Below are 21,483 nucleotides of genomic sequence, written 5' to 3' on the forward strand. Positions count from 1 at the left end.
GAGCCATGGACGCCACCTCCCTGACGAGACTCGCGCATGAACAACTCGAGCAGGCCCGCGACGCCAGCAGCGGCCGAGCAGCGACGACGGTCCACGGCGGCCACGAGCACGACCTTCGCCAGACGGTCATCGCCTTGGCTCACGGGCGCTCCCTCGGAGAGCACCAATCGCCCGGTGAAGCGACGCTCTACGTCCTCGTCGGTCGTGTCCGTCTTGTAGCGGGCGACAACTCCTGGGAGGGCAGTGAGGGCGACTTTCTCGTCATCCCGGCGGCTCGGCACGACCTGACTGCCCTGTCCGACGCAGCGGTGCTCCTGACCGTCGCCACGCGGGCCTGAGACGGAGGTAGGGACAGGCGCACCCCGGCCACGAGTAATGGCCGGGGCACGTCGGTGCGGATCGTCAGTGCGTACGGATGACGATCTGGTTGTCCACCTCGGACACGTGCGGTGAGGACCAGGCGGCATAGCCGGCCTGCTTCTTCTCCGCGTAGGACCCGACGGTGCCGTGCAGGACGACCTTGTTGCCGATGACGTTCACGTGGATGCTGTTGGCGTCCACGCTCGCGTTCCGCATCAGGGCCGCCTTGATCATCTTCTCGGTGTCGAGACCGCTGACTCGAGGAGTGAGGGTGATCTGGTTGGCGACACCCTTCACGCCGACGAGGTTCTGGACGGCTCGCTTGGCCTCCAGTCGGACGTAGTTCCAGTCGACGGCGCCCGTCAGGGTGGCGACACCGTGACGAACCTCGACCTTCACCGCTCCGTCCGGGATGTTCGCGTTGAGGCGTAGCACGTTGCGGGCGTTCTCGGCGATCTCGGCGTCGGTCTTCGGATGTCCGGGGTAGATGATCTCGATGTCGTTGGCGATCGCGGTGACACCCCATGTGCGAAGGGCTGCCTTGCCGGCAGCGACCTTCTGGGCGAAGCTCTTGACCTCGCCCGTGAGGGTGACGACGCCGTCGTGGACGGCGACCCCGATGTTCGCGGCATCGTCGACCTGGCGCGCCCACCGAAGCTCCTTCTCGACCCGGTCCTGGACGTCCTTGTCCGTCTTGCTTGCTGTGGAGACGCTCATGTTCTCCTCCTTTCGTGGGATGGGGCTCGAGGCCCTCTGTCACCACTCACGGTTCCGCTCGAGGCTGTGGGAGAGAACGGCCGCAGGTCACGAGACCGAGGGTCGCAAGTCCCCGCGATCGGGGACCCTCGCACCTGCCTCCGGCCTGCTGCACGGTACGAGGATCGCGGTGCACGCCAGCAGCACCGCTTGACCTGGATGTGACGGTTCAATGACCCGCCCATGAGCGACGGAACCCGACGATGGGTCTCGCCCCGCACCGAGCCAGAGGAAGACCATGCCCACCACGTTCTACGGACTGCCGCTCCACCCACTCGTCGTCCACGCCACCGTGGTCATCATTCCTCTGGCGGCCTTGACGGTCGTCCTGGCCGCCGTCTCCTCGAGGTTCCGCGGCTGGGCCGGTCCCCTACCAGCCGGTCTGAGCCTGGTCGGGGTGATCCTCGTGCCGATGTCGACGTCCACCGGCGAGACGCTGGAGGAACACGTCGCGAACACGGCTGCGCTGCACCGGCACACTGAGATGGCCGAAGGGCTGTTTCCGTGGATGATCGGCCTGTTCGTCCTCGCCGTCGTCGCGTACGTGCTGCAGCGGCGAGCGGCGGCCGACCGTGGTCCGGCGAAGGCGGTGACCGTGGCGGTGTCGTTCCTGGCGATCGCCGCGGCGATCGGCACCGGCGTCCAGGTGGCGCGGATCGGCCACAGCGGCGCGAAGGCGGCGTGGAACGACACGAACATGTCGTCGATGCCTCTGACGCAGGAGTGACGTGCTCACCGGTCGGCCGTGGCACGGCGACGAGCCCCACGCGCCGGGCATGGCATCACGGCTGAACTGGTTGCGGGCTGGAGTTCTCGGCGCCAACGACGGCATCGTCTCGACCGCTGGTCTCGTCGTCGGCGTCGCGGGCGCCACCGCAGACCGAGGGGTCATCTTCACCGCAGGTCTCGCGGGGGTGGTCGCCGGCGCGGTGTCGATGGGTCTCGGCGAGTACATCTCGGTCAGCAGCCAGCGTGACAGCGAGAGGTCTCAGCTCGCCCTCGAACGTTGGGAACTGGCGAACAGGCCCGCGGACGAGCTCGAGGAGCTTGTCGGTCTGTACGTCGCGAAGGGCCTCTCGACGTCGACGGCGCGACAGGTCGCGGATGAGCTGACCCGGCACGACGCACTCGCGGCACATGTCGACGTCGAGCTGAGGATCGATCCCGAGGGACTGACCAACCCGTACCACGCCGCCGGTGCCTCGATGGTGGCGTTCACCCTGGGTGCGTTGCTTCCGCTCTTGGCGATCCTCCTCGCACCCTCGTCATCCCGCGTCCCCGTCACCGTGGGGATCGTCCTCGCGGCCCTTGCCGCAGCCGGCGTCGTCAGTGCTCGGCTCGGCCACAGCCGGATCCGCGTCGCCGTGACGCGCATCGTCGTGGGTGGTGCGGTGGGTTTGGCGCTCACATACGCGATCGGGCGGGCCTTCGGGACGGCCGTCAGCTGACGCACAGGCGACCCTCACCGGACTTGACCTCCATTTGGCGCAGGGCTGGTTCAACTTGATGACGTCGCGGTCGGGTGGTGAGTCCTCTGAAGTCGGGACGAACTGCCCTGGGCCAGGACGGGCGGCACGTCCAGGCTGGAAGAGAGGAAAGAGGAGGTCACATGATCGGCTGGAACATGGGGTGGCTCCTACCCTTCGTCTGGGCTGGGCTCGGCGTTCTCGTCGCCGCCTGCAGCGTCCTTGGGCGCAGGAGCCGTCGCGCTTACCTCATCGGCATCGCGGGGGTAGGCGTGCTGTGGATCCTGGCCGGCGCCTTCGTCAACGCGTACTTCCTCATCCGTGGCGACGACTACGCGGCCTTCGCCGACGACGCCTGGACCTCGTTCGTACGCGACGCGTGGAGGTCCGTGGTTGCGCCCCACCAGGGCATCTTCATCGGCCTCCTGATCGCGTTCGAGGCGGCCGCGGGGGTGCTCGTGCTGATCGAGGGGCGGGCTCGGCAGGCCGGCCTGGTCATGCTGGTGAGCTTCAACGTCCTCCTCGTGGCGTTCAGCTGGTGGTTTCTGCTCTGGTCCGTCCCACTCGTGCTGTCGCTGGTGTCGTTGTGGCGCGCAGCGCCGGTCACACGGTCCGGTCATCGACCGCCTTCCACCCGGCGGAACGTCCTTGGGAGTGAGGACCTTCCGCCCGCAGTAGTCGAGCCGTTCTGCTCTGCCGCCACGCCGGCGCACGTTGCGAACGTGGAGTCAACGCGGTGAACGGTTCGCCGCCATCACTTAGGAGTCATCATGCGCTCGGCATTCGACAAGCTCATCTCGTGGACGGGAGTCGCTCTCGCGGCCGTCCTCCTGGCCGCAGGCGGCCTCTTGACCTGGGGCAGCACCTTCATCGGTGACCAGGTCGATCACCAGCTCACCATGCAGGACATCACCATGCCCAGCGGGGACGCGCTCGCGTCGCTGCCCAAGGCGGACGCGAAGGCCCTGAAGCCCTACGCGGGCAGCGTCATGGACACCGGTCCCGAGGCCAAGGCCTTCGCCGACCACTACATCCTCGTCCACATGAACGCGGCCAGCAACGGACGCACCTACGAAGAGGTCAGCGGTGAGTTCATCGCGCTGTCCGACCAGGCCAAGGCATCAGCCGAGGGCCAGCAGCTCGGTCAGCTGCGGCAGACGCTCTTCATGGGCAACACGCTGCGAGGCCTGCTCCTGAACGCGTACGCGTTCGCCACGATCGGCACCATCGCCGGAATCGCCGCCTACGGAGCCTTCGGAGCCGGCGCCCTCCTGCTGGTGTTCGCCGGGCTCGGGATCCGGCACGCCCATCGGGTTGAGAAGCCCGCCGAGCGCGTCGTCACCCGACGGGTGGCCCAGCCGGCCTGAGCCGCGGTGCTCCCGGGTCCTGACGGGGGCCCGGGAGTACTCGTGTTCGGAGGGTGGTGCGGCTCGTTCGAGCCTGGACGTTGGGCGCGGAGATGGCGGGATTTGAACCCGCGAGAGGTTTGAACCTCAACCCGCTTAGCAGGCGGGCGCACTAGGCCACTATGCGACATCTCCCCGTCGCCGATCGGCGACCGGCAACCGGAACAGGATACCGAGACGTCAGAGTGGTCCCCGAGGCGGCGTGCGGTTGGCCAGAAACGGCTGTTCCGCTGCGGTAACGTCGGCGCGTGGACCTCCGCGACTACGTGATCGTCATCGCCCGGAACTGGATCATCGTGGGCGTCACCGTCGCCGTCGGTCTGCTCACCGCCGGGGTCCTCGCGCTCACGGCCACGACGAAGTACACGGCGTCGGCGCAGGTCCTCTTCACCGGGCACGCGTCGACGGGCGGGCAGGACCTCGCGTACGTCGGCAACTACGTGCAGTCGCGCATGCAGACGTACAAGAACCTCGGCACCTCGACGAGCATGCTCGAGTCCGTCATCGACGCCCTCGGCACCGACGAGACCACCGACGAGCTCGCCGACCGCACCTCGATCACCGTCAGCCAGATCAGCACCGTCGCCACCGTCACGGCCACCGACACGAAGGCCAAGGGCGCGGCGCGCACCGCGAACACGATGGCCGCGGCGCTCCTCAACACCGTCAAGGGGCTCGAGGCGGAGAACGCCGACACCGGCGAGGGCGACAAGGCGACGGCCACCGTCCAGGGCGTGATCACCGGCGAGGCCTCGGAGCCGTCGTCGCCGTCGGACCCCAACATTCCGTTCTACCTCCTCGCCGGCCTGCTGGCCGGCCTCGCCGTCAGCGTGGTCGTCGTCGCGCTCCGCGAGGTGCTGACGAACGAGAGCGTGAGGTCGCCATCCGCCACGGATCCGTGATGCAGTTCGGAAAGCGAGCCGCCGGCGCGCCACCCGCCTCCAACCTGCGGCGCACCGTCCACGCGTCGGCGTGGATGTACTCCTCCAGAGGGCTGCTGTTCGCCTGGGCACTGCTTCTCACCCACCAGTTCGGCATCGGCCACTACGGCACGTTCGCCATGGCGTTCGCCGTCGGCGCCCTCATCGGCACCCCCATCGACGCCTACTTCACGATCCGCGCACCCCGCGTCAGCCAAGGCGTGTTCGACGGCGAGCGCACCACGCGGGTGTTCATCGGCCTCGGTCTCGCGTTCCTCGGCTGGCTGCTGTGGCCGTTCACGTTCGTCGGCGGCTTCGCCGTCGGCAAGGCCGGCATCGACGTCTGCTTCCAGGCCTCGCGCAGCCCGCTGATCCGCGCCGGCCACCCGGACCGCGCACAGCGGGCCGACGCCGTCCGGCAGGTCGTCGGCATCGTCCTCGGCACCGCGTACGTCCTGCTGTTCCCGGGCGCGATCATCGAGGTCGCCGCGCTGGTCTACCTGGCCGGCTGCGCCTCGCCGATCCTGAGCGGCATCGGCAATCTCGTCGTGCACCCGCCGGTCCGGCCGGAGCTGACGTCCCGCACCGCCGCCCTGCTCGGGGAGTCGCTCGGCGGCGTGGCCTACGGGCAGGCGGGGGTCATCCTGCTCGGCATCCTGTCGTCCACGGAGGACGCGGGCTACTACTCGTTCGGGCTGACGCTCGTGCTGTCGCTCAGCGCCCTCGGCCAGAGCTTCGCGTTCACGTTCCACGAGGGTCTCCGGGAGTCCGGCGGCGCGGTGGGCAGCGGGCCGCCCGTGCGCACCGCGCTGCTCCTCTCGCTCAGCACCGGTCTCGCCGTGGCCGTCACGTCGGTGGGTCTGTGGATCGCCGGCTTCGACGAAGCCCTGTGGCTCACGTTCGCCTGGCTCGCCCCGGTCAGCTTCATGCGCACCCTGAGCAGCGTCTCCACCGTCGTGCTCTCCATGCAGCACCGCGATCTGTTCCGCCTCAAGGTCACGATCGTCAGCCTCGTGGTGAAGGTCGGCCTGATCGCGGTGCTCAGCTCCTACGGCGCACCCGGCGCGGCCGCCGCCTTCCTGGCCGCCGACACGATCATGTCGGTGGCCTACGCGGTGACGGTCTACGGCTCGCCCCGGCGGTCGCGGGCGGCCACCGATGGCTGAGCGTCTCGCCTTCCTGCTCGGGAAGGACCCGGCCACGTCGTTGGGCGGCGACATGACGATGTTCCGCCTGCTCACCGACATCGCGTCGGAGAAGTTCGAGACGGAGCTCATCTGCCTGTCGGAGAACCCGGAGCGCCAGGACCCGGGCGTCGTCCGCGTGCAGAAGCCGCCGCTGTCCTGGCCGCCGTTGCTCACCCGCTCGGCCGTGCAGCGACGGAGCCTCCTGCACACGCGCTTCGACGTCGACGGGCTGCGTGACGCCGTCGCGGCCTCCACGGCCGACCGGTTCGTCGCGCTGCACTGCCACCTCGCCGAGTCCTACCTGCGGGCGCCCGACGTCCGGCCCGCCGAGGACCTGTTCGTCAGCACCGAGATCCTCGAGTCCAAGATCTGGCGCCGCATGCACGGGGTGGCCGGCCGGATCGAGTCACGCCGGCTGCACCGTGACGAGCTGCGCGTCGTCCGGTCGGCGCGAGCCGTGAGCGGCTACGACCGCGACGACATGGACGCCTATCGCGCGCTGGGGGTCAGCGCGCACTGGCTGCCGATGACGCTGCCGCCCGCGCCGAAGGTCGACGTGAAGGACACGCCCCCGCGCCTGGTCATGCTCGGCAACCGCACCTGGAAGCCGAACGCCGACGCGGCGGACACCATCGTCCGGCTCTGGCCGCGCATCTCGGCCGGCATCGCCGACGCCGAGCTGTGGCTGGTCGGGCCCAAGTTGCACCAGACCGCCGGGCACCTCCCGCCGGGCGTCACGGACGCCGGCATGGTCGAGCAGGTCGACGCCGTGCTGTCGTCGTGCCGCGCCCTCACCGCGCCGGTGGAGGTCGGCGGAGGGGTCCGGGTGAAGCTGTTGGAGGCGGCCGCGCGCGGACTGCCCGTGGTGTGCAGCCCGGAGGCGGTCGGCTCGATCGAGGCCGAGATCGGCATGCAGCCCGCCGCGGACGAGGACGACTTCGTGCACCGCTGCCGGGCCTTCCTTCTCGACGCCGACCTGGCCGGCGCCGAGGGGTCGCGGCTGCACGCCACCAACGCGCAGCGCTGGTCGGACCGCGTCGCCCAGGACGCCGTGCTCGGGTGGCTGACGTCGTGAGCACCATGGCGAGCACGACGGTCTCTCACGTCGGCCCCTCGGCCTCCGGCCGGACCCGCTGGATGCTGCTCGCCGTCTCCGCCCTCCTCACGGTGGCGCCGCTGGTCGTGTTCCTGACCGGCGACCGGACGACCCGCGAGATCGTGCTGGCCACGGCGGCGGCGGGTGCCGCGGCCTACGCGGCGGCGGTCCACCCGCGGCTGGTGTTCGCCGGCTGGGCCGTGGTGCTGGGCGTCGTGCCGTACATGCACGTCCCCGGCACGTCGGTGCCGCTGCTGCTCGTCCTGTCGCTCGGGCTGTGGGGAGCCCTGCTCTTCGTGCCGGGCGTCGCGTTCCGCACAGCCGGTCTCGAGCTGGCCGTCGTCGTCCTCGGCTCGCTCGCCCTGTTGTCCGTCGTCGCGTCCGACCTCAGCCCGCGTGCCCTGGTCGAGTACGCCGCCTGGCTCGTGGCCACGGCCGTCGTCATCCCGATCCGGTTCCTCCCCGACGACGTGAGGTCCGCCGTCGTCCGGTCCTTCACGGTGGCCACGGCGGTCGGCGCAGTCGTGGGCGTGCTGATCCGGATGGACGCACTCGGGCCGCTGCTGGGCCACCTGTCGGTCGTCGGCTACGACCCGGAGCGCAACGTCCAGTACGTCTTCGGGGACGAGTCCAACACCGCCCGCCTCAGCGGCACCTTCCTCGAGCCGAACATCGCCGGCCTGATCCTCGCCGTCGGCGTGCTGCTGGCCGTCGCCTACTTCCGCGGCATGGCACGGATCGTGCTGGTCCTGGTCATCAGCGGCGGGCTGCTGCTCACGCTCAGCCGGGCGTCGATCGCGACGGTCGCCGTCGCGGCGCTCGTCGTGGTGCTCCGCTCGCCCGCGCGCCGGCTGGCGGTCGTCACGGCAGGAGCCGCGGCCGGCGTCGTCGCGCTGGCGATCCCGATCGTCCGCGAGCGACTGCTCGGCTCGTTCGGGCCCAGCGACTTCGGCAGCGTCGCGCGTGAGCTCGCCCTCAAGGAGTTCCCCGGCTCGATGGAGGGGCACTGGTGGTGGGGCCTCGGCTGGGACCGTCCGGAGTTCCGCGACCGGGACATCGGCCAGGTGGTCAACTACGTCGCCAACGTCCCGCTCGTCACGGTCTACCGCGGCGGCATCGTGCTCGGCCTGGTCGCCGTCGCGCTGCTGATCCTGCTGGTCCTCCGGTCGTGGCTCCACGCGGCGCGGTCGTTCGAGAGTGCCGTGCTGTGCGGCGGTGTCATCGGGTTCGTCCTGGTGGCGCTGCAGCTCGACTTCCCGGTCGCCCTCCAGGCGCCGGCCACGGCGGTCTTCTCGTTCCTGATCGCGCTGTCGCTGACGGCGTCACCGCCGCGGCCGCACCGGAGTGCCGATGCGTGACCCGAACAGCCAGGTCGGCCAGTACCTCGGCGGGCTCGACGGCGTGCGCGGCGCCGGCGCGCTCGCCATCCTGACCACGCACTGCATCGTGCAGTTCGCGCCGTCGTCCACGCCCAACGGCATCGCCCAGGTGCTCGGCCAGGCGCTCACGGTGTTCTTCGCGATGTCGGCGATGCTGATCTACACCCCGTTCGCCCGCGACATCGCGCGTGGCGAGCGGCGGGTGAAGGTGGGCATCTACCTGCGGCGTCGTCTGCTCCGGATCTTCCCCGCGTACCTGGTGATCTTCCTGATCTGCAACTTCGTCCTGCAGGCCGTGTACCTGCGGAACGCCGTCGAGGTGTCGGAGCGGGCGTCCGACGCGGGCACGGGGATGCTGACCGATCCGGGAGCGCTGCTCCTCAACCTGTCGCTGCTGCAGTCGTTCGTGCCCGACCACCTGCAGACGGGCATCAACCCGAGCTGGTCGCTCACCACGGAGCTGACGTTCTACGCGTCGCTGCCGCTGTTGGCGGTGTGGCTCGTCGGCCGGTCGCGCCATCGACTCGCGACGGCGCTGGTGCCGCCCGCGATCCTGCTGGTCGCCGGGCTCGCCGGCCGCGCCTGGGCCGAGCACCTCTATGACGGCATGTCCGGCCTGTCGACGTTCGAGGCTGAGTTCGGCGCCCACGGCGTCGCGGTGCTGTCCCGCAGCCTGCTCGGCCTCGGCGACACCTTCGCGATCGGCATGATCGCCGCGGTCCTCTTCGTCTGGACCGAGCGGGGCGAGCTGGCATGGTGGACGCGGCGCCGCGCGACCGCGGTCGCCTGGACGCTGGTGGTGGTGGGAGCCGTCGCGGGTGCACTGCTCCGCGACGTCCACCCGTGGTTCCTCGGGTCGGCGACGTCGGTGGCCGCCGGCGGCGTGATCGTGCTGATGGTCGACCCGGGAGCCCGGCGGGAGGACTCCTCGCTCGTGCGGATCGCGAGCTGGCGACCGATCGAGTACATCGGCGAGATCTCGCTCAGCGTGTACCTGTGGCACTACCCGATGATCATCCTGGCGTCGCGGGCCGGGTTGTTCGGCACGGACTCCGTCGCGAACCTGGTCGGCTCGGCCGTGTCGGTGGCCGCGGCGTCGATCCTGCTCGGCGCGATCACCTTCGCCCTGGTGGAGCGGCCGGCCATGACCGGACGATGGCCGTTCCTGAAGTCGCCCGCACGTCAGTGATGGCTTGTACCGTGGCGCCATGCCCGCGTACGACATGTATCGCGCGGTGGGCCGACGGACCGTCGAGGGGTGGGTCGATCCGCGCACCTTCGGGGTCCTTCGCGTCCTGAGCGACGAGCAGCAGCGCCTGGGGGTCACCGGCCCGGTCGCGGAGATCGGCGTGCACCACGGCAAGCTCTTCATCGCGCTCCAGCTCCTGGCCGAGCCTGGGGCGACGGCACTCGCGGTCGACGTGTTCGACGACCAGACCTTGAACGTCGACCAGTCCGGCCGCGGCGACCGACGTCGCTTCGAGCGCCAGGTCCGCCGGTGGGGCGACTGGTCGTCCGTCGTGGTCGAGCAGACCGACTCCACGCTGCTCACCGGTCTGGACATCATGCGGCTCGCCGACGGGGAGATCCGCCTGTTCAGCGTCGACGGCGGCCACACCGAGGAGACCGTGCTCGCCGACATGCGCACCGCCGAGGGAGCACTCGCGCCGGGCGGCGTGGTCATCGCCGACGACGTCTTCAACGACGAGTGGCCGAGCGTGTCCGTCGGCACCATGCGGTACCTGGGCACGAGTGGCCGCCTGGTGCCGTTCGCGATCGGGTTCGGCAAGACCTACTTCACCGACGAGGCGCACGTCGTCGCCTATCGCGAGGCGGTGCGCCGGGCCTACGGCAAGCGGTGGCGCATCGCGCACAAGACCACGGTGTTCCACGGCTTCGACGTCGAGGTGCTCTGGGGCACGCCGATCACGCCGCGCTCCGTGCTGCGGCGCAGCAGCCTCGCCCGTCGGCTGTACCACCGTCTGACCTCCCGCTGAACCGCGCCTCGATACGCTGGGGATTCCCGGTGGACGGAGTCCTGGCATGACCGAGCACGTGCGTGTGGCGATCGCGCACGACTACCTGACCCAGCGCGGCGGCGCCGAGCGGGTCGTGCTCGCGATGGCCAGGGCGTTCCCGGACGCGCCGATCTACACGACGCTGTACGACCCCGACGAGACGTTCCCCGAGTACGCCGAGCTCGACGTCCGCACCTCGCGGCTCAACCGCATCGGCTTCCTGCGCAAGCACCACCGCGCCGCGCTGCCGTTCCTGCCCGGTGCGGTCAGCTCGATGCGGATCGACGCCGACCTCGTGCTCGTCAGCAGCAGCGGCTGGGCGCACGGGGTCACGAGCACGGGGCAGAAGCTCGTCTACTGCTACTCGCCGGCGCGCTGGTTGCACCAGCAGCACCGCTACCTCGGCGACCACCCGTCACGCAGCACGGCCATCGCGCTCAAGCTGATGAGCCCGTGGCTGAAGCGCTGGGACTTCCGAGCCGCGCAGACCGCCACGAGCTACGTGACGATCTCGTCGGTCGTGCAGGACCGCGTGCACTCGGTCTACGGCCTGCCGTCCACGGTGCTCGCGGCGCCGCGCCCCGACACGGACGACTGCCCGTCGGAGCCCATGCCGTCGGTCGAGCAGTGGCTGGCGGGCGACCGCTACGAGCTGTGCGTGTCCCGGCTGCTGCCGTACAAGAACGTCGACCAGGTCGTCGCCGCCTACGCCCAGGAGCCGCGCCGCAAGCTCGTCGTGGTCGGCAGTGGGCCGGAGAAGCGGGCACTGCAGGAGGCCGCGGGGTCCAACGTGCTGTTCCTCCAAGGGATCACCGACGGCGAGCTCGCCTGGCTGTACCGGGGCTGCACGTCGCTGATCGCGATCAGCTACGAGGACTTCGGCCTCACCCCGCTGGAGGCCGCGTCGTTCGGCAAGCCGAGCATCGTGCTCCGGTGGGGCGGCTTCGTCGAGACGATGGTGGAGAACGAGACCGCCGTGTTCGTCGACGTGCCCGACGCCGAGCACCTGCGGGAGGCCTTCGCCCAGGTCGACGCCCACCCGTGGGACGCCGACCGCATCACCGAGCACGCCGCGCGCTACCACGAGGACGTGTTCGTCGAGTCCATCCGCGAGCTGGTGAAGGGGCATCTGGCCGGTCGGTGAGACGTTCTCGTCAACTACCTGCAGTTCGGGCCGGTTTGGGCCAGACTCTCCGTGGGAGGGGATCCTGTCGTGGAGGTGACCTGTGCTCACAGAGGTCACGTTCGCCATGGACTCGAACTCCGGCGCCCCGTCCGTCGTCGGCGCGATGCTGGTGCCGCACGCCCACCGCTACGCCCCTCGCTGGGTTGAGCGCGGTGACCGCACCTACGTGATCGTGACGGTCTCGCCGGCCGTGGCGGAAGGTCTCGTCGCGCGGCTGACGCGTCTCCACCGCAGCGTCCGCTGCATCGGCCAGCAGGACGTCGTCGCCGAACAGGCCGGCTGAGCCGTCCCGTGCACGTCGAGCACCTGGACTGCGCCGAGATGAACATCCCGGTGATGCCGCACTTCGTCGCGCACGTGCTGGTCTGCCACACCGACGCCGGGCTGGTGCTGGTCGACACGGGCTTCGGCACGTTGGACTACGTCGATCCCGGCCGGCGGATCGGTCCGATGCGCCACCTGCTGCGCCCCGGGTCGGACGACCGGAGCAGTGCGGTGCGCCAGCTCGAGCGTGCCGGCCACACGGCCGACGACGTGACACACATCGTCCTGACCCATCTGGACATCGATCACGTCGGTGGCATCGCGGACTTCCCGCACGCCACGGTCCACACGACCGCCGACGAGTACGCCGCCGCGTTCACGAACCCGGACTGGAACGACAAGGTGCGGTACCGGCACGCTCAGATGGAGCACGACGTCGTCTGGCGAACGCACGAGGGTCGCGGCGACGTGTGGGACCACGGACTCACCGGCCACGAGGTCCTGCCGGGCATCGTGCTGGTGCCGATGCCGGGCCACTCGCGCGGCCACGCCGCCGTGGCTGTCGACGCCGGCGACCGCGGCTGGCTGTTCCACGCCGGCGACGCCTGCTTCGACGCGAGCGCCTACGCCTCGACGTCCCCGGCCGGCCGCCCGCTGAGGAAGTACCGCACGGTGCGCGGCTTCGAGTGGAGCGTCGGACGCGACCACCAGGCCATCCGTGAGAACCACCGCACCCTCGCCCGCCTCGACGCCGAGCCCGACGTCACCGTCATCCCCGCCCACGACCAGCGGATCTTCGACGACCTCGCCGGTGGCCGCTAGGACCCCGCCAGCTCCTTGACCAGCTCGATGAACCGGGCCGCGGGGTCGGAGCGCTCGGGGCCGCCGAGGTAGTAGTCGGCGCGCTTCGGGCGGATCGAGGCGAGCGGGTCCTCGTCGAGCATCGCGTCCAGGGCGGCGTCGAGGGCGGTGAGGTCGCGGTCGAGGACGTAGGCCGAGACGGCCGTCGGGTGGGCGGCGCGGAAGGCCTCGGCGTCGGAGAACTGAGCCGCGTACATCGCGTACGGCTTCTCGCTGGCCATGAAGTCGACGACGATGCCGGAGATGTCGGAGACCATCGCGTCGGCCATGTTGAAGGCATCGACGAGCGGCATGGTCATCGCCTCCTCGCCCCAGCGGTGCGGCCGGTTGGTCTCGGCCGCATCGGCCTCGAGCATCGCGAAGCAGCGTTCGATCATCGCCTCGGCCTCCTCGTGGTTGCGGCCGGCGAAGTGGCGGCGGAACACGACGGTGCAGCCGCGGTCGATCAGCGCCTGCACGATCCGGTCCGCCACGGCGAGCGACGAGACGTTGAGGAGGTCGTCCGCGTGCCGCCAGGTCGGGGCGTAGAGGACGGTGGGCGGGTAGCGCACCCGCCCGGTCGCCAGCTGGATGCCCTCGGTCTGCGGCCGGCCGATGACGCGCAGCTTCTCCGGCGGCACCGTCAGCCCGGCGTCGGTGAAGCGGTCGATGGCGGCTTGCCCCGCCACGGTCACGAGGTCGTACGCGAGCACCCGCTCCGACGCACTGAGCGGCTTGTCGCTGTCGCCGTGGCCGAGGAACGCGTGCGTCACGTCGTCGCGCTCGAGGAACACCGAGTTCTTCCCGGCGCCGTGCGGGTACAGCGCACCGCGCACCGACGACGGGATCTCCCGCAGCACGATCGGCACGTCGTACTGCCGGGCCAGCTCGTCGAAGATCGCCCGGTCGTGCGCGACCACGCACCACGGCACCTCAGCACGGTCGATCCACGGTGACCACATGCCGACGTGGACGCCGACCTTGCCCGCGTAGGGGACGGCGATCAGGGGCGCGTAGGCCTTGATGGCGGCGGCCACGCCCTTCAGCGCGCGCCGTCGGCCGAGTCGTGCAGGGCGTGGAGACAGGTCGGGGTGCACGGGCTGCCCGGGGAAGTTCACCGCCAACGGCACCGACGTCACGGAGGTCAGCGTATCTGCGGTGACGTTCTGCCATCATCAGGCGCATGTGGTCGAGCCTTCCGTCCCAACCGCGCCGCGGCCTGCAGGTCGCCGGATTCCTGGTGCTGACGCTCGGCGTCGGCGCGTTCGCGCTCCCCGCCCTCGGGCGGATGGACGAGCGCACGGTCGGCATCGTCGAGCTCGAGCTGATGCGCACCACGTCGAAGGCGCAAGAGCTTCTCGCGCTGCTCGCGGGTGGCGGGATCGACTCGGCGCGAACGTCGATCTACCTCGACTTCCTGTTCCTGACCCTCTACGGCGCGACGCTCAGCGCGGCCTGCATCCTCGTCGCGGCGCGGGCGTCGGAGAAGGGGATGGACCTGTTCGAGGGTCTGGGCAAGGCGCTCGCCCCGGTCGCCGTCGTCGCGGCAGCGCTCGACGCGCTGGAGAACGTCGCGCTGCTCGTCGTGCTCGACGGGCATCCCGACCAGCCGTGGCCGGCGCTCGCCTTCGGCTTCGCGTCGGTGAAGTTCGTGCTGCTCGGCGTGGTGGTGCTGTTCGTGCTGGGCGGCCTCCTGGCCACCCGGCGACGCACCGCCTAGTCCAGGTCGGGGACCGGCAGGTCCTTCAGCGCCTTCACGACGCGGCCCTGGTAGTACTCCTGGCCGTCGCCGTTCGGGTGGATGCCGTCCTTGCCGATGTACAGGTCCTGGTTGCCGTCGCCCACCGGGTTCGCCGTCGAGCCGGACCCGGTGAACCACGGGTCGGTGTACGGGTCGATGAACCCGACGACGTTCGGGTGGCGTCCGACCATGCCGGCGAGGTTCGCCGTGAGGGCCGAGTAGTGCTTGACGCGGATCGGCGCGGCGCGCGCGTAGTAGAGCGGCTCGACGCCCACGAGGATGATCGGCAGGTCGGGCCGCAGCTGCTCGATCTTGGTCAGCATCGCGTCGACGGCCTGGCGGTGCTGCTCCGGTGACCACACCGGCTGGTCGTTCACAGTGCCGTTGATCAGGACGGCGTCGATCGGCGCGTCCTTCAGGGTCTCCAGGCGGCGGTCCGAGCCGTAGGGCGAGGAGTGGTAGCCCGGGAAGCCCTGGCCGTCGCCGGTCTGCGCGCCGTAGAGCCCGCTGCCGTCGTTGATGTAGCCCGTGCCCGACTCGGCCATGTCCCAGACCCGGAAACCGGTGAGCGTGTGCAGCATCGGCGCCGCGGAGCGGCTGAAGCACGACCCCGCGTAGCAGGGCTCGAAGAACGAGTCCGACACGACGCCCAGGGTGAAGGGCGTCGGGCTCGCGGTGATCACGGCGTTGTCTGCGGCCGGGGTGTGGACACCGGTGAAGATCAGCGGCCCGGCGAACCGGACGTTCACGGTCTTGCGCTGCGGCAGGGTGACCTGCAGGTAGTTGCGCGTCGCGGACCCGGTGTTGTTGATCGCGTCGACCGTCGTGGCGCTGACCGGGTGCCCGTCGATCCAGACCTGGGCGTCCGCGGTGGTGAACGTGCGGTACTCGATGGCGAAGCGGGTGCCGGTGAACTCGAAGCTGACGTCGGCGTTCTTGTAGTTGGAGTTGTCGGTGACGTACTCCGCGCCGGTCGCCGACGACACCGACAGCGAGTCGTCGTTCGCCTTCCGGAGGGTGCCGAAGGGGTGCGGCGTGAGGGAGTGCGTGAACGCGCCGGCGGTGTCCCAGCGGGTCAGCGTGTCGTTCGCCCACGTCGGCAGCGTGCCCAGGGGCTGGAAGTCGACGCCGAGCGAGGTGGCCAGCACCGACGACGCCGGGTGCATCAGGTCGCCGAAGGTGGTCGACGACGTGGGGGCCGCACCGGGCACCAGCAGGACGTCGCTGGTGCGGCTCACCGTGTCGACGCCCTCCGACGACGCCTCGACGGTCACGGTCAGCGACGTCGCGGAGTCCGCCTCGGTGAGCCGGTACATCGGCTCGGTGGCGCCCGGGATCGGCGTGCCGTTCCGCTTCCACTGGTACGTGACGGTCTCGGGCACGGGCAGCCACGCCGAGATGTCCGTGTGCACCATGCCGCCGACCTCGATGTCCCCGGTGATCTGGAGCGGCGCCGTGGTGAACGTGCCGCGGCCCACCGCGACCCCGGGCCGGCTCTCGCGGATGGTGCGCGAGCCGTCGCGGTCGGCGTAGACGACGGCGGTGATGTGGTGGCCGATGTCCTCGGCCGTGACCTGGTACGTGTACCAGTACCGCGGCAGCGGCACGCCGTCGCGCACCCATCGGTACGCGAACGTGGCGTCCGGCGACCAGGTGCCGGGGTCGACCTTGAGGAAGCTGCCCACGGTCATGGATCCGGAGACGGTCGGCAGCGGCGCGGTCTCGAACGGCGTCGCCGGCGCGGCCTCGACGGTCAGCGCGAGGGCGTCGGACGCCGCCGCTCGGAGCTCGGGTGTGCCAGGCGCGACGGCGCGGTAGGAGACCTTCCCGGCGATCGACGGAGTGATCCGGGCGGTGAAGCCGCCATCGGCGTCCGTGCTGACGGTGGCGACGTCGGTCCACGTCTGGCCGCGGAGCTCCTGGACGACGACGGGCGAGCCCTTCGGTGACGACGTCAGCGTGCCGTCCACCGTCATCTCCGCGCCGACCTGCGGATACGCGGCGTACCGGTGCAGGTCGAGGCTGCGGGCGACGGCCGATGCGTCGGGCACGAAGACGTTGCTGCTCGTGCGCGTGACGGTCGGGTACCCGTCCTTGGCGGCGGTCACCATGACGCTCAGGTCCGTGCCGCCGTCGGCGTCGGTGATCGTGTAGCTCGCGGCGGTGGCGCCGGGGATCGGCGTGCCGTTCCGCTTCCACTGGTAGGAGAGCGTGGTGGGCTGCGGGCTCCACGTCGAGACGTTGGCCGTCACCGTCGAGCCGACCGCGACGCTGCCGGAGATCACCGGCGGCTGCGTCGTGAACGTGCCGATGCTGACGATGCCGGTGGGGCGGCTCTCGCGGATGGTCTTCGCGCCGCTGCGCGTGGCGCTGACGGCGAGCGTGAGGTGGTGGCCGATGTCGTCGGCCGTGACCTGGTACGTGTACCAGTAGCGGCGGATCGGGACGCCGTCGCGCACCCATTGGTAGGAGAAGCCGCTGGGCGCAGGTGACCAGGTGCCCGGGTCACCCTTCAGCACGCTCCCGACGCTCATGGAACCGGTGACGGTCGGCAACGGGGCGGTGGTGAACGAGGTGGCCGGTGCCGCGGCGACGGTCAGTGTCTTGGTGCTCGACAGGGCGGCGCGCAGGTCGGGCGTCCCGGCGGCGAAGGCGCGGTACGAGATCTTGCCGCTGACGGTCGGCGTGACGCGGGCGGTGTAGGTGCCGTCGTCGTCGGTCTGCACCGTCGCGACGTCCTCCCACGAGCCGGAGCGCAGCTCCTGCACCACGACCGGGGAGTGCGTCGGCGAGGACGTGAGCGTCCCGTCGACCGTCATCTCCGCGCCGACCTGCGGGAACCCGGCGTAGGTGTTGAGGCTGACGCTGCGCGCGACGGCGGACGCGCTCGGCACGAACAGGCTGCTGCTGGTGCGCGTGACGGTCGGGTAGCCGTCGCTCGCGCCGGTGACCATGACGCTGACGTGCGTGCCGCCGTCGGCCGCGCCGAGCGTGTAGGTCCTCTGCGTGGCCCCGGGGATCGCGGTGCCGTCGCGCTTCCACTGGTAGCCGACCGTCTGCGGCTGCGGCGACCATGCGCTGATGTCCGCGGTCACGGTCTCGCCGACGGCCACGTCGCCGCGGATCTCCGGCGGCTGGGTCGTGAACGTGCCCTTCGTGACGACGTCGCCCGGCTTGCTCTCCCGGATCGTCGTCTGGCCGCTGCGCACGGCGCCGACGGCGAAGGTGAGGTGGTGCCCGACGTCGGCCGAGGTGACGGTGTACGTGTACCAGTAGCGGCGGATGGGGACGCCGTCGCGGATCCACTGGTAGGTGAACCGGCTCGGGTCGGGGGCGTAGGTGCCGGTCAGACCCTTGAGGGTGCTGCCGACGCTCATCGTCCCGGTGATCGTCGGCCGGGGTGCCGTGGTGAAGGTCGGCGACGGGGCCGCCGCGACCTTGACCTTCTGCGTCTCCGACGTCGTCGCCGCGAGGTCGCCGGACGCCGCGGACACCGCGCGGTACGAGAGCGTGCCGGCCTCCGTCAGCACGAACGAGTAGTCGAACTCGCCGTCCTCGTCGGTCTTCACGGTGGCCAGGTCGGTCCACGTGGTGCCGTCGAGCTCCTGGATGGTCACCGGCGACTCGTCGGGTGAGTCACTCAGGTCGCCGATCAACGTCGTCTCGGCGCCCACCTGCGCGTAGGCCGCGTAGGAGTGCAGCTCGAGCGTGCGCTCGGTCGCCGCGTGGGCAGGGACGGTCAGGCTGAGCGTGCCGGCACCGAGGGCGGTGACGAGCACAGCGACCAAGGGGAGTCGTCGCATGCGGGGGCTTTCTGGGAGTTGAAGTGAGCGGAACGTATCAATTTCCGCCCCCCCGCATGGTTAGTTTCCGCAATCAGTCGCGGAGCTGGTGCTGCTGGGGCGCCTGTGGCGCGTGCTCAGAGACCGAGGTCGCCGGCGACGCGCCGGTGGGCCTCCCAGATCTCCTCGGGGAGCCCGTCGAACTGCGACAGGTGACCCTCACGGAAGCCCATCTCCTGGCGCCAGCGCTCCTCGTCGATGGCCAGGATGCGGTCGAGGTCCTCGCCGATCTCCAGGCCGTCGAGGTTCAGCTCCTCGCGCGTCGGAATGATGCCGACCGGCGTCTTGTTGCCCTCGACCTCGCCGTTCTTGAGCTGCATCAGCCAGATCAGCGGGCGCAGGTTCTCGCGGTAGCCGGGCCACAGGAAGTGGCCGTCCTCCGGGTCCTTCTGGAACCAGTTGACGTGGGCGAAGATCGGCTTCTCGGTGGCCTCGCCGATGATCTTCAGCCAGTGGGCGGCGTAGGCGCCCTCCGGGTACGACATGAACGGACGCATCGACATCGGGTCGTAGCGCAGCTGGCCGTCGAGGCCGTCGGCCGCGAAGGTGGCCTCGGCGCCGAGCGTCAGGCCGTCGTACACGCCCTCGGCGACGTCGGTGATCGCGCGGATCAGCGGCTCGCGGTCGCGGGTGCGGCCACCGAAGATGATCGCGTCGATCGGGACGCCCTTCGGGTCCTCGAAGTCCTTCGCGACGTTCGGCACGTTGGCGAGCGTCGTGGTGAAGCGGCTGTTCGGGTGGGCCCAGGGCTCGTCGGCCTCGTCCTCGGAGCGCTCCGAGATCAGGTTGCCCTTCCAGTCACGCCAGCCGGTGATCTCGCTCGGCGGGTTCTTGGTCTTGCCCTCCCACCAGACCTCGTGGGTGTCCTCGTTGTACGCGACGTTCGTGAACAGCGCCTGCGTGCCGGGCTCGATGGAGTCCAGGGCCGTCGGGTTGGTGTCCGCGTTGGTGTCCTTCGCGACGCCGAAGACGCCGTTCTCCGGGTTCATCCCGTAGAGCTTGCCGTCGTCGCCGACCCACAGCCACGCGATGTCGTCGCCGTAGAACTCGACGTAGTAGCGGTCGCCGAGGGCGTCGGGGGCGAGCGTCATGGCGAGGTTCGTCTTGCCGGACGCGCTCGGGAAGCCACCGCAGATGTGGTACTTCTTCCCGGTCTCCTTGTCGGTGATGCCCAGGAGCATGAACTGCTCGACGAGGAACTTGCCGGAGGCCCAGCCGTCGTACGAGCCCTGGCGCAGGCCGTGGGCGATCTTGCCGAGCAGCGCGTTTCCGCCGTAGGACGAGCCGAAGTGCAGGATCGTGCGCTCGTCGGCGACGGTCACGAAGTAGCGCTGGTCGTGGGGCGTGCCCTGGCCGAGGTTCTCCAGGTCGCCGGTGACGTGCACGGCGCGGACGAAGCTGTCCTGGTCGTCGAGGTCGTTGATGTACGACGCGTCGACGCGGGCCATGCGGATCATGTGCAGCACGACGGAGCGGTTGTCGGTGAGCTCGACGCCGGCGGCGTACCGCTCGAGCGGGGACCCGGGAGGCGCCATCAGGTACGGGATCACGTACATGGTCTTGCCCGCCGATGCGCCGCGCATCTTGTCCATGAGCAGCGGCTTCATCTCCGACGCCGGGCGCCAGTTGTTGTAGATGCCGCGGTCCTCGGGACGGTTGGTGGCGACGATCGTGCGCTCCTCGGAGCGCGCCGTGTCCTTGAAGTAGGAGCGGGAGTAGTAGAGCCCCTCGCCGGCCGGCTGGATCTCGCCGGCCTCCAGTGCCTCGGCGATGAGACGGGCGTCGTCGGCGGCCGATACGACCTCGACGCGATCGGCGCCGGTGAGCTCAGCCCACTCCGCCACGTAGTCGCGAACGTACTTGTTGGTCAGGCCGCCCTCGTCGAGAGCCTGTGCCACATCCACCATGTCTTCTGGAGCCTTCCGCGGGGGGAAACGAGTGGCCAGGGGCGCCGTGGAACCGGCGCGCCAGGACCGATCGAATGTAACCGGCCGGTTTCGGAGGTCCCCAGCCACCCCCCGTTTTCGACCGTCTGGCCGATTGGGATAGCCGTGGACCCGTCCTATACGATGAACCGGTCCTGATCGCAGGACGAGCGCCCGTAGCTCAACGGATAGAGCATCTGACTACGGATCAGAAGGTTGGGGTTTCGAATACCTCCGGGCGCGCCACCTCGGGCCTCGCCCCCGCTACAGTCGGGCGCGTCAAGGAGGTCCGATGACGCAGCAGGACGAGCAGCTCGACGACGAGCTGGTGCGCTCCATGGGCGAGGAGCTGCTCCGCATCTCGCGCCGGCGCGTGCAGGCGCCGGAGGGCGTCCAGCTCGACCTCTCCGCGTTCCGGATCCTCTGGCTGCTCGCCCAGCGCGGGCCGAGCACGCACCGTGAGATCGGCGAGGAGCTGCAGCTCGAGCAGAGCACCGTCAGCCGGCAGGTGAAGGCGGCGGTCGAGCACGGGCTCGTCGAGCGCGAGGAGGTCGACGGCGCCCAGCGGCTCCGGGCCACCGAGCAGGGGCTCGAGGCATACCGGGTCGACCGGCAGGTGCGCGCCGCTGCGTTCCGCACCGCGCTCGCCGAGCTCGGGCCGCAGCGCGTCGAGCAGCTGCACCACGACCTGAAGGCGTTCAACGACGCCCTCGAGCGCGCGTCCTCCGAGCGCTAGGTGTACTTCCCCGTGAGGTTGTGGACGCGGGCTGCGGGGACAAGGCCGTCGATAGCGGTGTGGGGTCGATGGTGATTGTAGTGATGGATCCAGGCGCCGTAGGTTGCTGCGCGAGCTTCGTCTGAGAGGTAGACCTCGGCGTAGGCCCACTCCTCGGCGAGGGTGCGGTTGAACCGCTCGACCTTGCCGTTGGTCTGGGGTCGATAGGGGCGGGTCCGGATGTGTCTGGTGCCATCTCCGAGCGCTTCGGCGAAGACGTGAGATCGGTAGCAGGCGCCGTTGTCGGTCATGACAGCTTTGACCTCGATCCCGGCCTCGGCGAAGAAGCCACGGGCTCGTTTCCAGAACTCTGCAGCGGTCT

At 70.2% G+C, this 21,483-nt stretch carries 21 protein-coding genes and 2 tRNA genes; 17 read left to right on the top strand and 6 right to left on the bottom strand.

The genetic code is table 11. The annotated features are described in order from the left end of the window. The first annotated feature begins 5 nt into the window (after positions 1 to 5). Complete coding sequence (locus FHP06_RS14205) at positions 6 to 338, top strand: cupin domain-containing protein (protein WP_147687451.1); 333 nt, start codon at positions 6 to 8, stop codon at positions 336 to 338. A 64-nt stretch (positions 339 to 402) separates the two neighbouring features. Here the strand turns inward: FHP06_RS14205 and FHP06_RS14210 are convergent, their stop codons facing one another. Then, complete coding sequence (locus tag FHP06_RS14210) at positions 403 to 1,077, bottom strand: BON domain-containing protein (protein WP_147687452.1); 675 nt, start codon at positions 1,075 to 1,077, stop codon at positions 403 to 405. 277 nt (positions 1,078 to 1,354) lie between these two features. Between FHP06_RS14210 and FHP06_RS14215 the strand changes: the two genes are divergently transcribed. The 4 genes from FHP06_RS14215 to FHP06_RS14230 all read left to right on the top strand — a co-directional run bounded on the left by FHP06_RS14215 (position 1,355) and on the right by FHP06_RS14230 (position 3,949). Further along, entirely contained in the window at positions 1,355 to 1,843 is a 489-nt protein-coding gene (locus FHP06_RS14215) for a DUF2231 domain-containing protein (RefSeq protein ID WP_147687453.1), read from the top strand. Between the two features lie 49 nt (positions 1,844 to 1,892). After that, a complete protein-coding gene (locus FHP06_RS14220) occupies positions 1,893 to 2,564 on the top strand; it encodes a VIT1/CCC1 transporter family protein (protein WP_147687454.1) in 672 nt (223 codons plus the stop codon). A gap of 290 nt (positions 2,565 to 2,854) precedes the next feature. Then, complete coding sequence (locus tag FHP06_RS14225; protein WP_147687455.1) at positions 2,855 to 3,322, top strand: hypothetical protein; 468 nt, start codon at positions 2,855 to 2,857, stop codon at positions 3,320 to 3,322. 30 nt (positions 3,323 to 3,352) lie between these two features. Further along, a complete protein-coding gene (locus FHP06_RS14230) occupies positions 3,353 to 3,949 on the top strand; it encodes a hypothetical protein (protein WP_147687456.1) in 597 nt (198 codons plus the stop codon). 87 nt (positions 3,950 to 4,036) lie between these two features. Here the strand turns inward: FHP06_RS14230 and FHP06_RS14235 are convergent. Continuing rightward, positions 4,037 to 4,123, bottom strand: a tRNA-Ser gene (locus FHP06_RS14235). A 113-nt stretch (positions 4,124 to 4,236) separates the two neighbouring features. Here FHP06_RS14235 and FHP06_RS14240 point away from each other — a divergent pair. The 9 genes from FHP06_RS14240 to FHP06_RS14280 all read left to right on the top strand — a co-directional run bounded on the left by FHP06_RS14240 (position 4,237) and on the right by FHP06_RS14280 (position 12,860). Continuing rightward, complete coding sequence (locus tag FHP06_RS14240) at positions 4,237 to 4,890, top strand: YveK family protein (protein ID WP_147687457.1); 654 nt, start codon at positions 4,237 to 4,239, stop codon at positions 4,888 to 4,890. After that, on the top strand, positions 4,887 to 6,074 hold the full coding sequence (locus tag FHP06_RS14245; protein ID WP_187271953.1) for a polysaccharide biosynthesis C-terminal domain-containing protein: 1,188 nt from the start codon (positions 4,887 to 4,889) through the stop codon (positions 6,072 to 6,074). Before FHP06_RS14240 ends, FHP06_RS14245 begins: the two co-directional genes overlap by 4 nt. Then, positions 6,067 to 7,170, top strand: coding sequence for a glycosyltransferase (locus FHP06_RS14250; RefSeq protein WP_147687459.1), 1,104 nt, complete (start codon positions 6,067 to 6,069; stop codon positions 7,168 to 7,170). Before FHP06_RS14245 ends, FHP06_RS14250 begins: the two co-directional genes overlap by 8 nt. Beyond that, the gene (locus FHP06_RS14255) at positions 7,167 to 8,549 is read left to right on the top strand and encodes a hypothetical protein (RefSeq protein ID WP_147687460.1); all 1,383 of its coding nucleotides are present in this window, start codon (positions 7,167 to 7,169) and stop codon (positions 8,547 to 8,549) included. Before FHP06_RS14250 ends, FHP06_RS14255 begins: the two co-directional genes overlap by 4 nt. After that, positions 8,542 to 9,759, top strand: a complete 1,218-nt coding sequence (locus tag FHP06_RS14260; protein WP_147687461.1) for an acyltransferase family protein — start codon at positions 8,542 to 8,544, stop codon at positions 9,757 to 9,759. The genes FHP06_RS14255 and FHP06_RS14260 overlap by 8 nt, the downstream gene beginning before the upstream one ends. 19 nt (positions 9,760 to 9,778) lie before the next feature. Then, on the top strand, positions 9,779 to 10,567 hold the full coding sequence (locus tag FHP06_RS14265) for a class I SAM-dependent methyltransferase (protein ID WP_147687462.1): 789 nt from the start codon (positions 9,779 to 9,781) through the stop codon (positions 10,565 to 10,567). A gap of 46 nt (positions 10,568 to 10,613) precedes the next feature. Next, the gene (locus FHP06_RS14270) at positions 10,614 to 11,732 is read left to right on the top strand and encodes a glycosyltransferase (protein ID WP_147687463.1); all 1,119 of its coding nucleotides are present in this window, start codon (positions 10,614 to 10,616) and stop codon (positions 11,730 to 11,732) included. A gap of 82 nt (positions 11,733 to 11,814) precedes the next feature. After that, positions 11,815 to 12,057, top strand: coding sequence for a hypothetical protein (locus FHP06_RS14275; protein ID WP_147687464.1), 243 nt, complete (start codon positions 11,815 to 11,817; stop codon positions 12,055 to 12,057). Positions 12,058 to 12,065: 8 nt separating this feature from the next. Continuing rightward, complete coding sequence (locus tag FHP06_RS14280) at positions 12,066 to 12,860, top strand: MBL fold metallo-hydrolase (RefSeq protein ID WP_222706490.1); 795 nt, start codon at positions 12,066 to 12,068, stop codon at positions 12,858 to 12,860. Here the strand turns inward: FHP06_RS14280 and FHP06_RS14285 are convergent. Continuing rightward, positions 12,857 to 14,017, bottom strand: a complete 1,161-nt coding sequence (locus FHP06_RS14285) for a CDP-glycerol glycerophosphotransferase family protein (protein ID WP_147687465.1) — start codon at positions 14,015 to 14,017, stop codon at positions 12,857 to 12,859. The two genes, FHP06_RS14280 and FHP06_RS14285, sit on opposite strands and share 4 nt — an antisense overlap. Positions 14,018 to 14,061: 44 nt before the next feature. Between FHP06_RS14285 and FHP06_RS14290 the strand changes: the two genes are divergently transcribed. Then, positions 14,062 to 14,598 (top strand): hypothetical protein, encoded by a 537-nt coding sequence (locus FHP06_RS14290; protein WP_147687466.1) that lies wholly within the window; start codon positions 14,062 to 14,064, stop codon positions 14,596 to 14,598. Here FHP06_RS14290 and FHP06_RS14295 read toward each other — a convergent pair. Together FHP06_RS14295 and FHP06_RS14300 are read right to left on the bottom strand one after the other, a co-directional pair. Then, on the bottom strand, positions 14,595 to 18,422 hold the full coding sequence (locus FHP06_RS14295) for an SGNH/GDSL hydrolase family protein (protein ID WP_147687467.1): 3,828 nt from the start codon (positions 18,420 to 18,422) through the stop codon (positions 14,595 to 14,597). The two genes, FHP06_RS14290 and FHP06_RS14295, sit on opposite strands and share 4 nt — an antisense overlap. 116 nt (positions 18,423 to 18,538) lie before the next feature. Further along, entirely contained in the window at positions 18,539 to 20,368 is a 1,830-nt protein-coding gene (locus FHP06_RS14300) for a phosphoenolpyruvate carboxykinase (GTP) (RefSeq protein ID WP_147687468.1), read from the bottom strand. 188 nt (positions 20,369 to 20,556) lie between these two features. Here FHP06_RS14300 and FHP06_RS14305 point away from each other — a divergent pair. Together FHP06_RS14305 and FHP06_RS14310 are read left to right on the top strand one after the other, a co-directional pair. Further along, a tRNA-Arg gene (locus FHP06_RS14305) sits at positions 20,557 to 20,632 on the top strand. Positions 20,633 to 20,678: 46 nt separating this feature from the next. Beyond that, positions 20,679 to 21,122: a MarR family winged helix-turn-helix transcriptional regulator gene (locus FHP06_RS14310; RefSeq protein WP_147687469.1), complete on the top strand. Its 444-nt coding sequence runs from the start codon at positions 20,679 to 20,681 to the stop codon at positions 21,120 to 21,122. On the opposite strand, the gene FHP06_RS14315 is transcribed toward FHP06_RS14310, so the two are convergent. Next, on the bottom strand, positions 21,119 to 21,483 hold a 365-nt coding region (locus tag FHP06_RS14315; protein ID WP_147687470.1), incomplete at its 5' end, for an integrase core domain-containing protein. The two genes, FHP06_RS14310 and FHP06_RS14315, sit on opposite strands and share 4 nt — an antisense overlap.

This window comes from Aeromicrobium terrae (assembly GCF_008039565.1).
GTDB classification, from domain to species: Bacteria; Actinomycetota; Actinomycetes; order Propionibacteriales; family Nocardioidaceae; genus Aeromicrobium; species Aeromicrobium terrae.

What these genes read in the sequence shown, in the direction of transcription:
- FHP06_RS14230 (WP_147687456.1), top strand. Translation starts at nt 3,353, where the DNA reads ATGCGCTCGGCATTCGACAAGCTCATCTCGTGGACGGGAGTCGCTCTC.
- FHP06_RS14210 (WP_147687452.1), bottom strand. Translation starts at nt 1,077, where the DNA reads ATGAGCGTCTCCACAGCAAGCAAGACGGACAAGGACGTCCAGGACCGG.
- FHP06_RS14220 (WP_147687454.1), top strand. Translation starts at nt 1,893, where the DNA reads ATGGCATCACGGCTGAACTGGTTGCGGGCTGGAGTTCTCGGCGCCAAC.
- FHP06_RS14215 (WP_147687453.1), top strand. Translation starts at nt 1,355, where the DNA reads ATGCCCACCACGTTCTACGGACTGCCGCTCCACCCACTCGTCGTCCAC.
- FHP06_RS14270 (WP_147687463.1), top strand. Translation starts at nt 10,614, where the DNA reads ATGACCGAGCACGTGCGTGTGGCGATCGCGCACGACTACCTGACCCAG.
- FHP06_RS14250 (WP_147687459.1), top strand. Translation starts at nt 6,067, where the DNA reads ATGGCTGAGCGTCTCGCCTTCCTGCTCGGGAAGGACCCGGCCACGTCG.
- FHP06_RS14290 (WP_147687466.1), top strand. Translation starts at nt 14,062, where the DNA reads ATGTGGTCGAGCCTTCCGTCCCAACCGCGCCGCGGCCTGCAGGTCGCC.
- FHP06_RS14310 (WP_147687469.1), top strand. Translation starts at nt 20,679, where the DNA reads ATGACGCAGCAGGACGAGCAGCTCGACGACGAGCTGGTGCGCTCCATG.
- FHP06_RS14295 (WP_147687467.1), bottom strand. Translation starts at nt 18,422, where the DNA reads ATGCGACGACTCCCCTTGGTCGCTGTGCTCGTCACCGCCCTCGGTGCC.
- FHP06_RS14205 (WP_147687451.1), top strand. Translation starts at nt 6, where the DNA reads ATGGACGCCACCTCCCTGACGAGACTCGCGCATGAACAACTCGAGCAG.
- FHP06_RS14260 (WP_147687461.1), top strand. Translation starts at nt 8,542, where the DNA reads ATGCGTGACCCGAACAGCCAGGTCGGCCAGTACCTCGGCGGGCTCGAC.
- FHP06_RS14265 (WP_147687462.1), top strand. Translation starts at nt 9,779, where the DNA reads ATGCCCGCGTACGACATGTATCGCGCGGTGGGCCGACGGACCGTCGAG.
- FHP06_RS14300 (WP_147687468.1), bottom strand. Translation starts at nt 20,368, where the DNA reads ATGGTGGATGTGGCACAGGCTCTCGACGAGGGCGGCCTGACCAACAAG.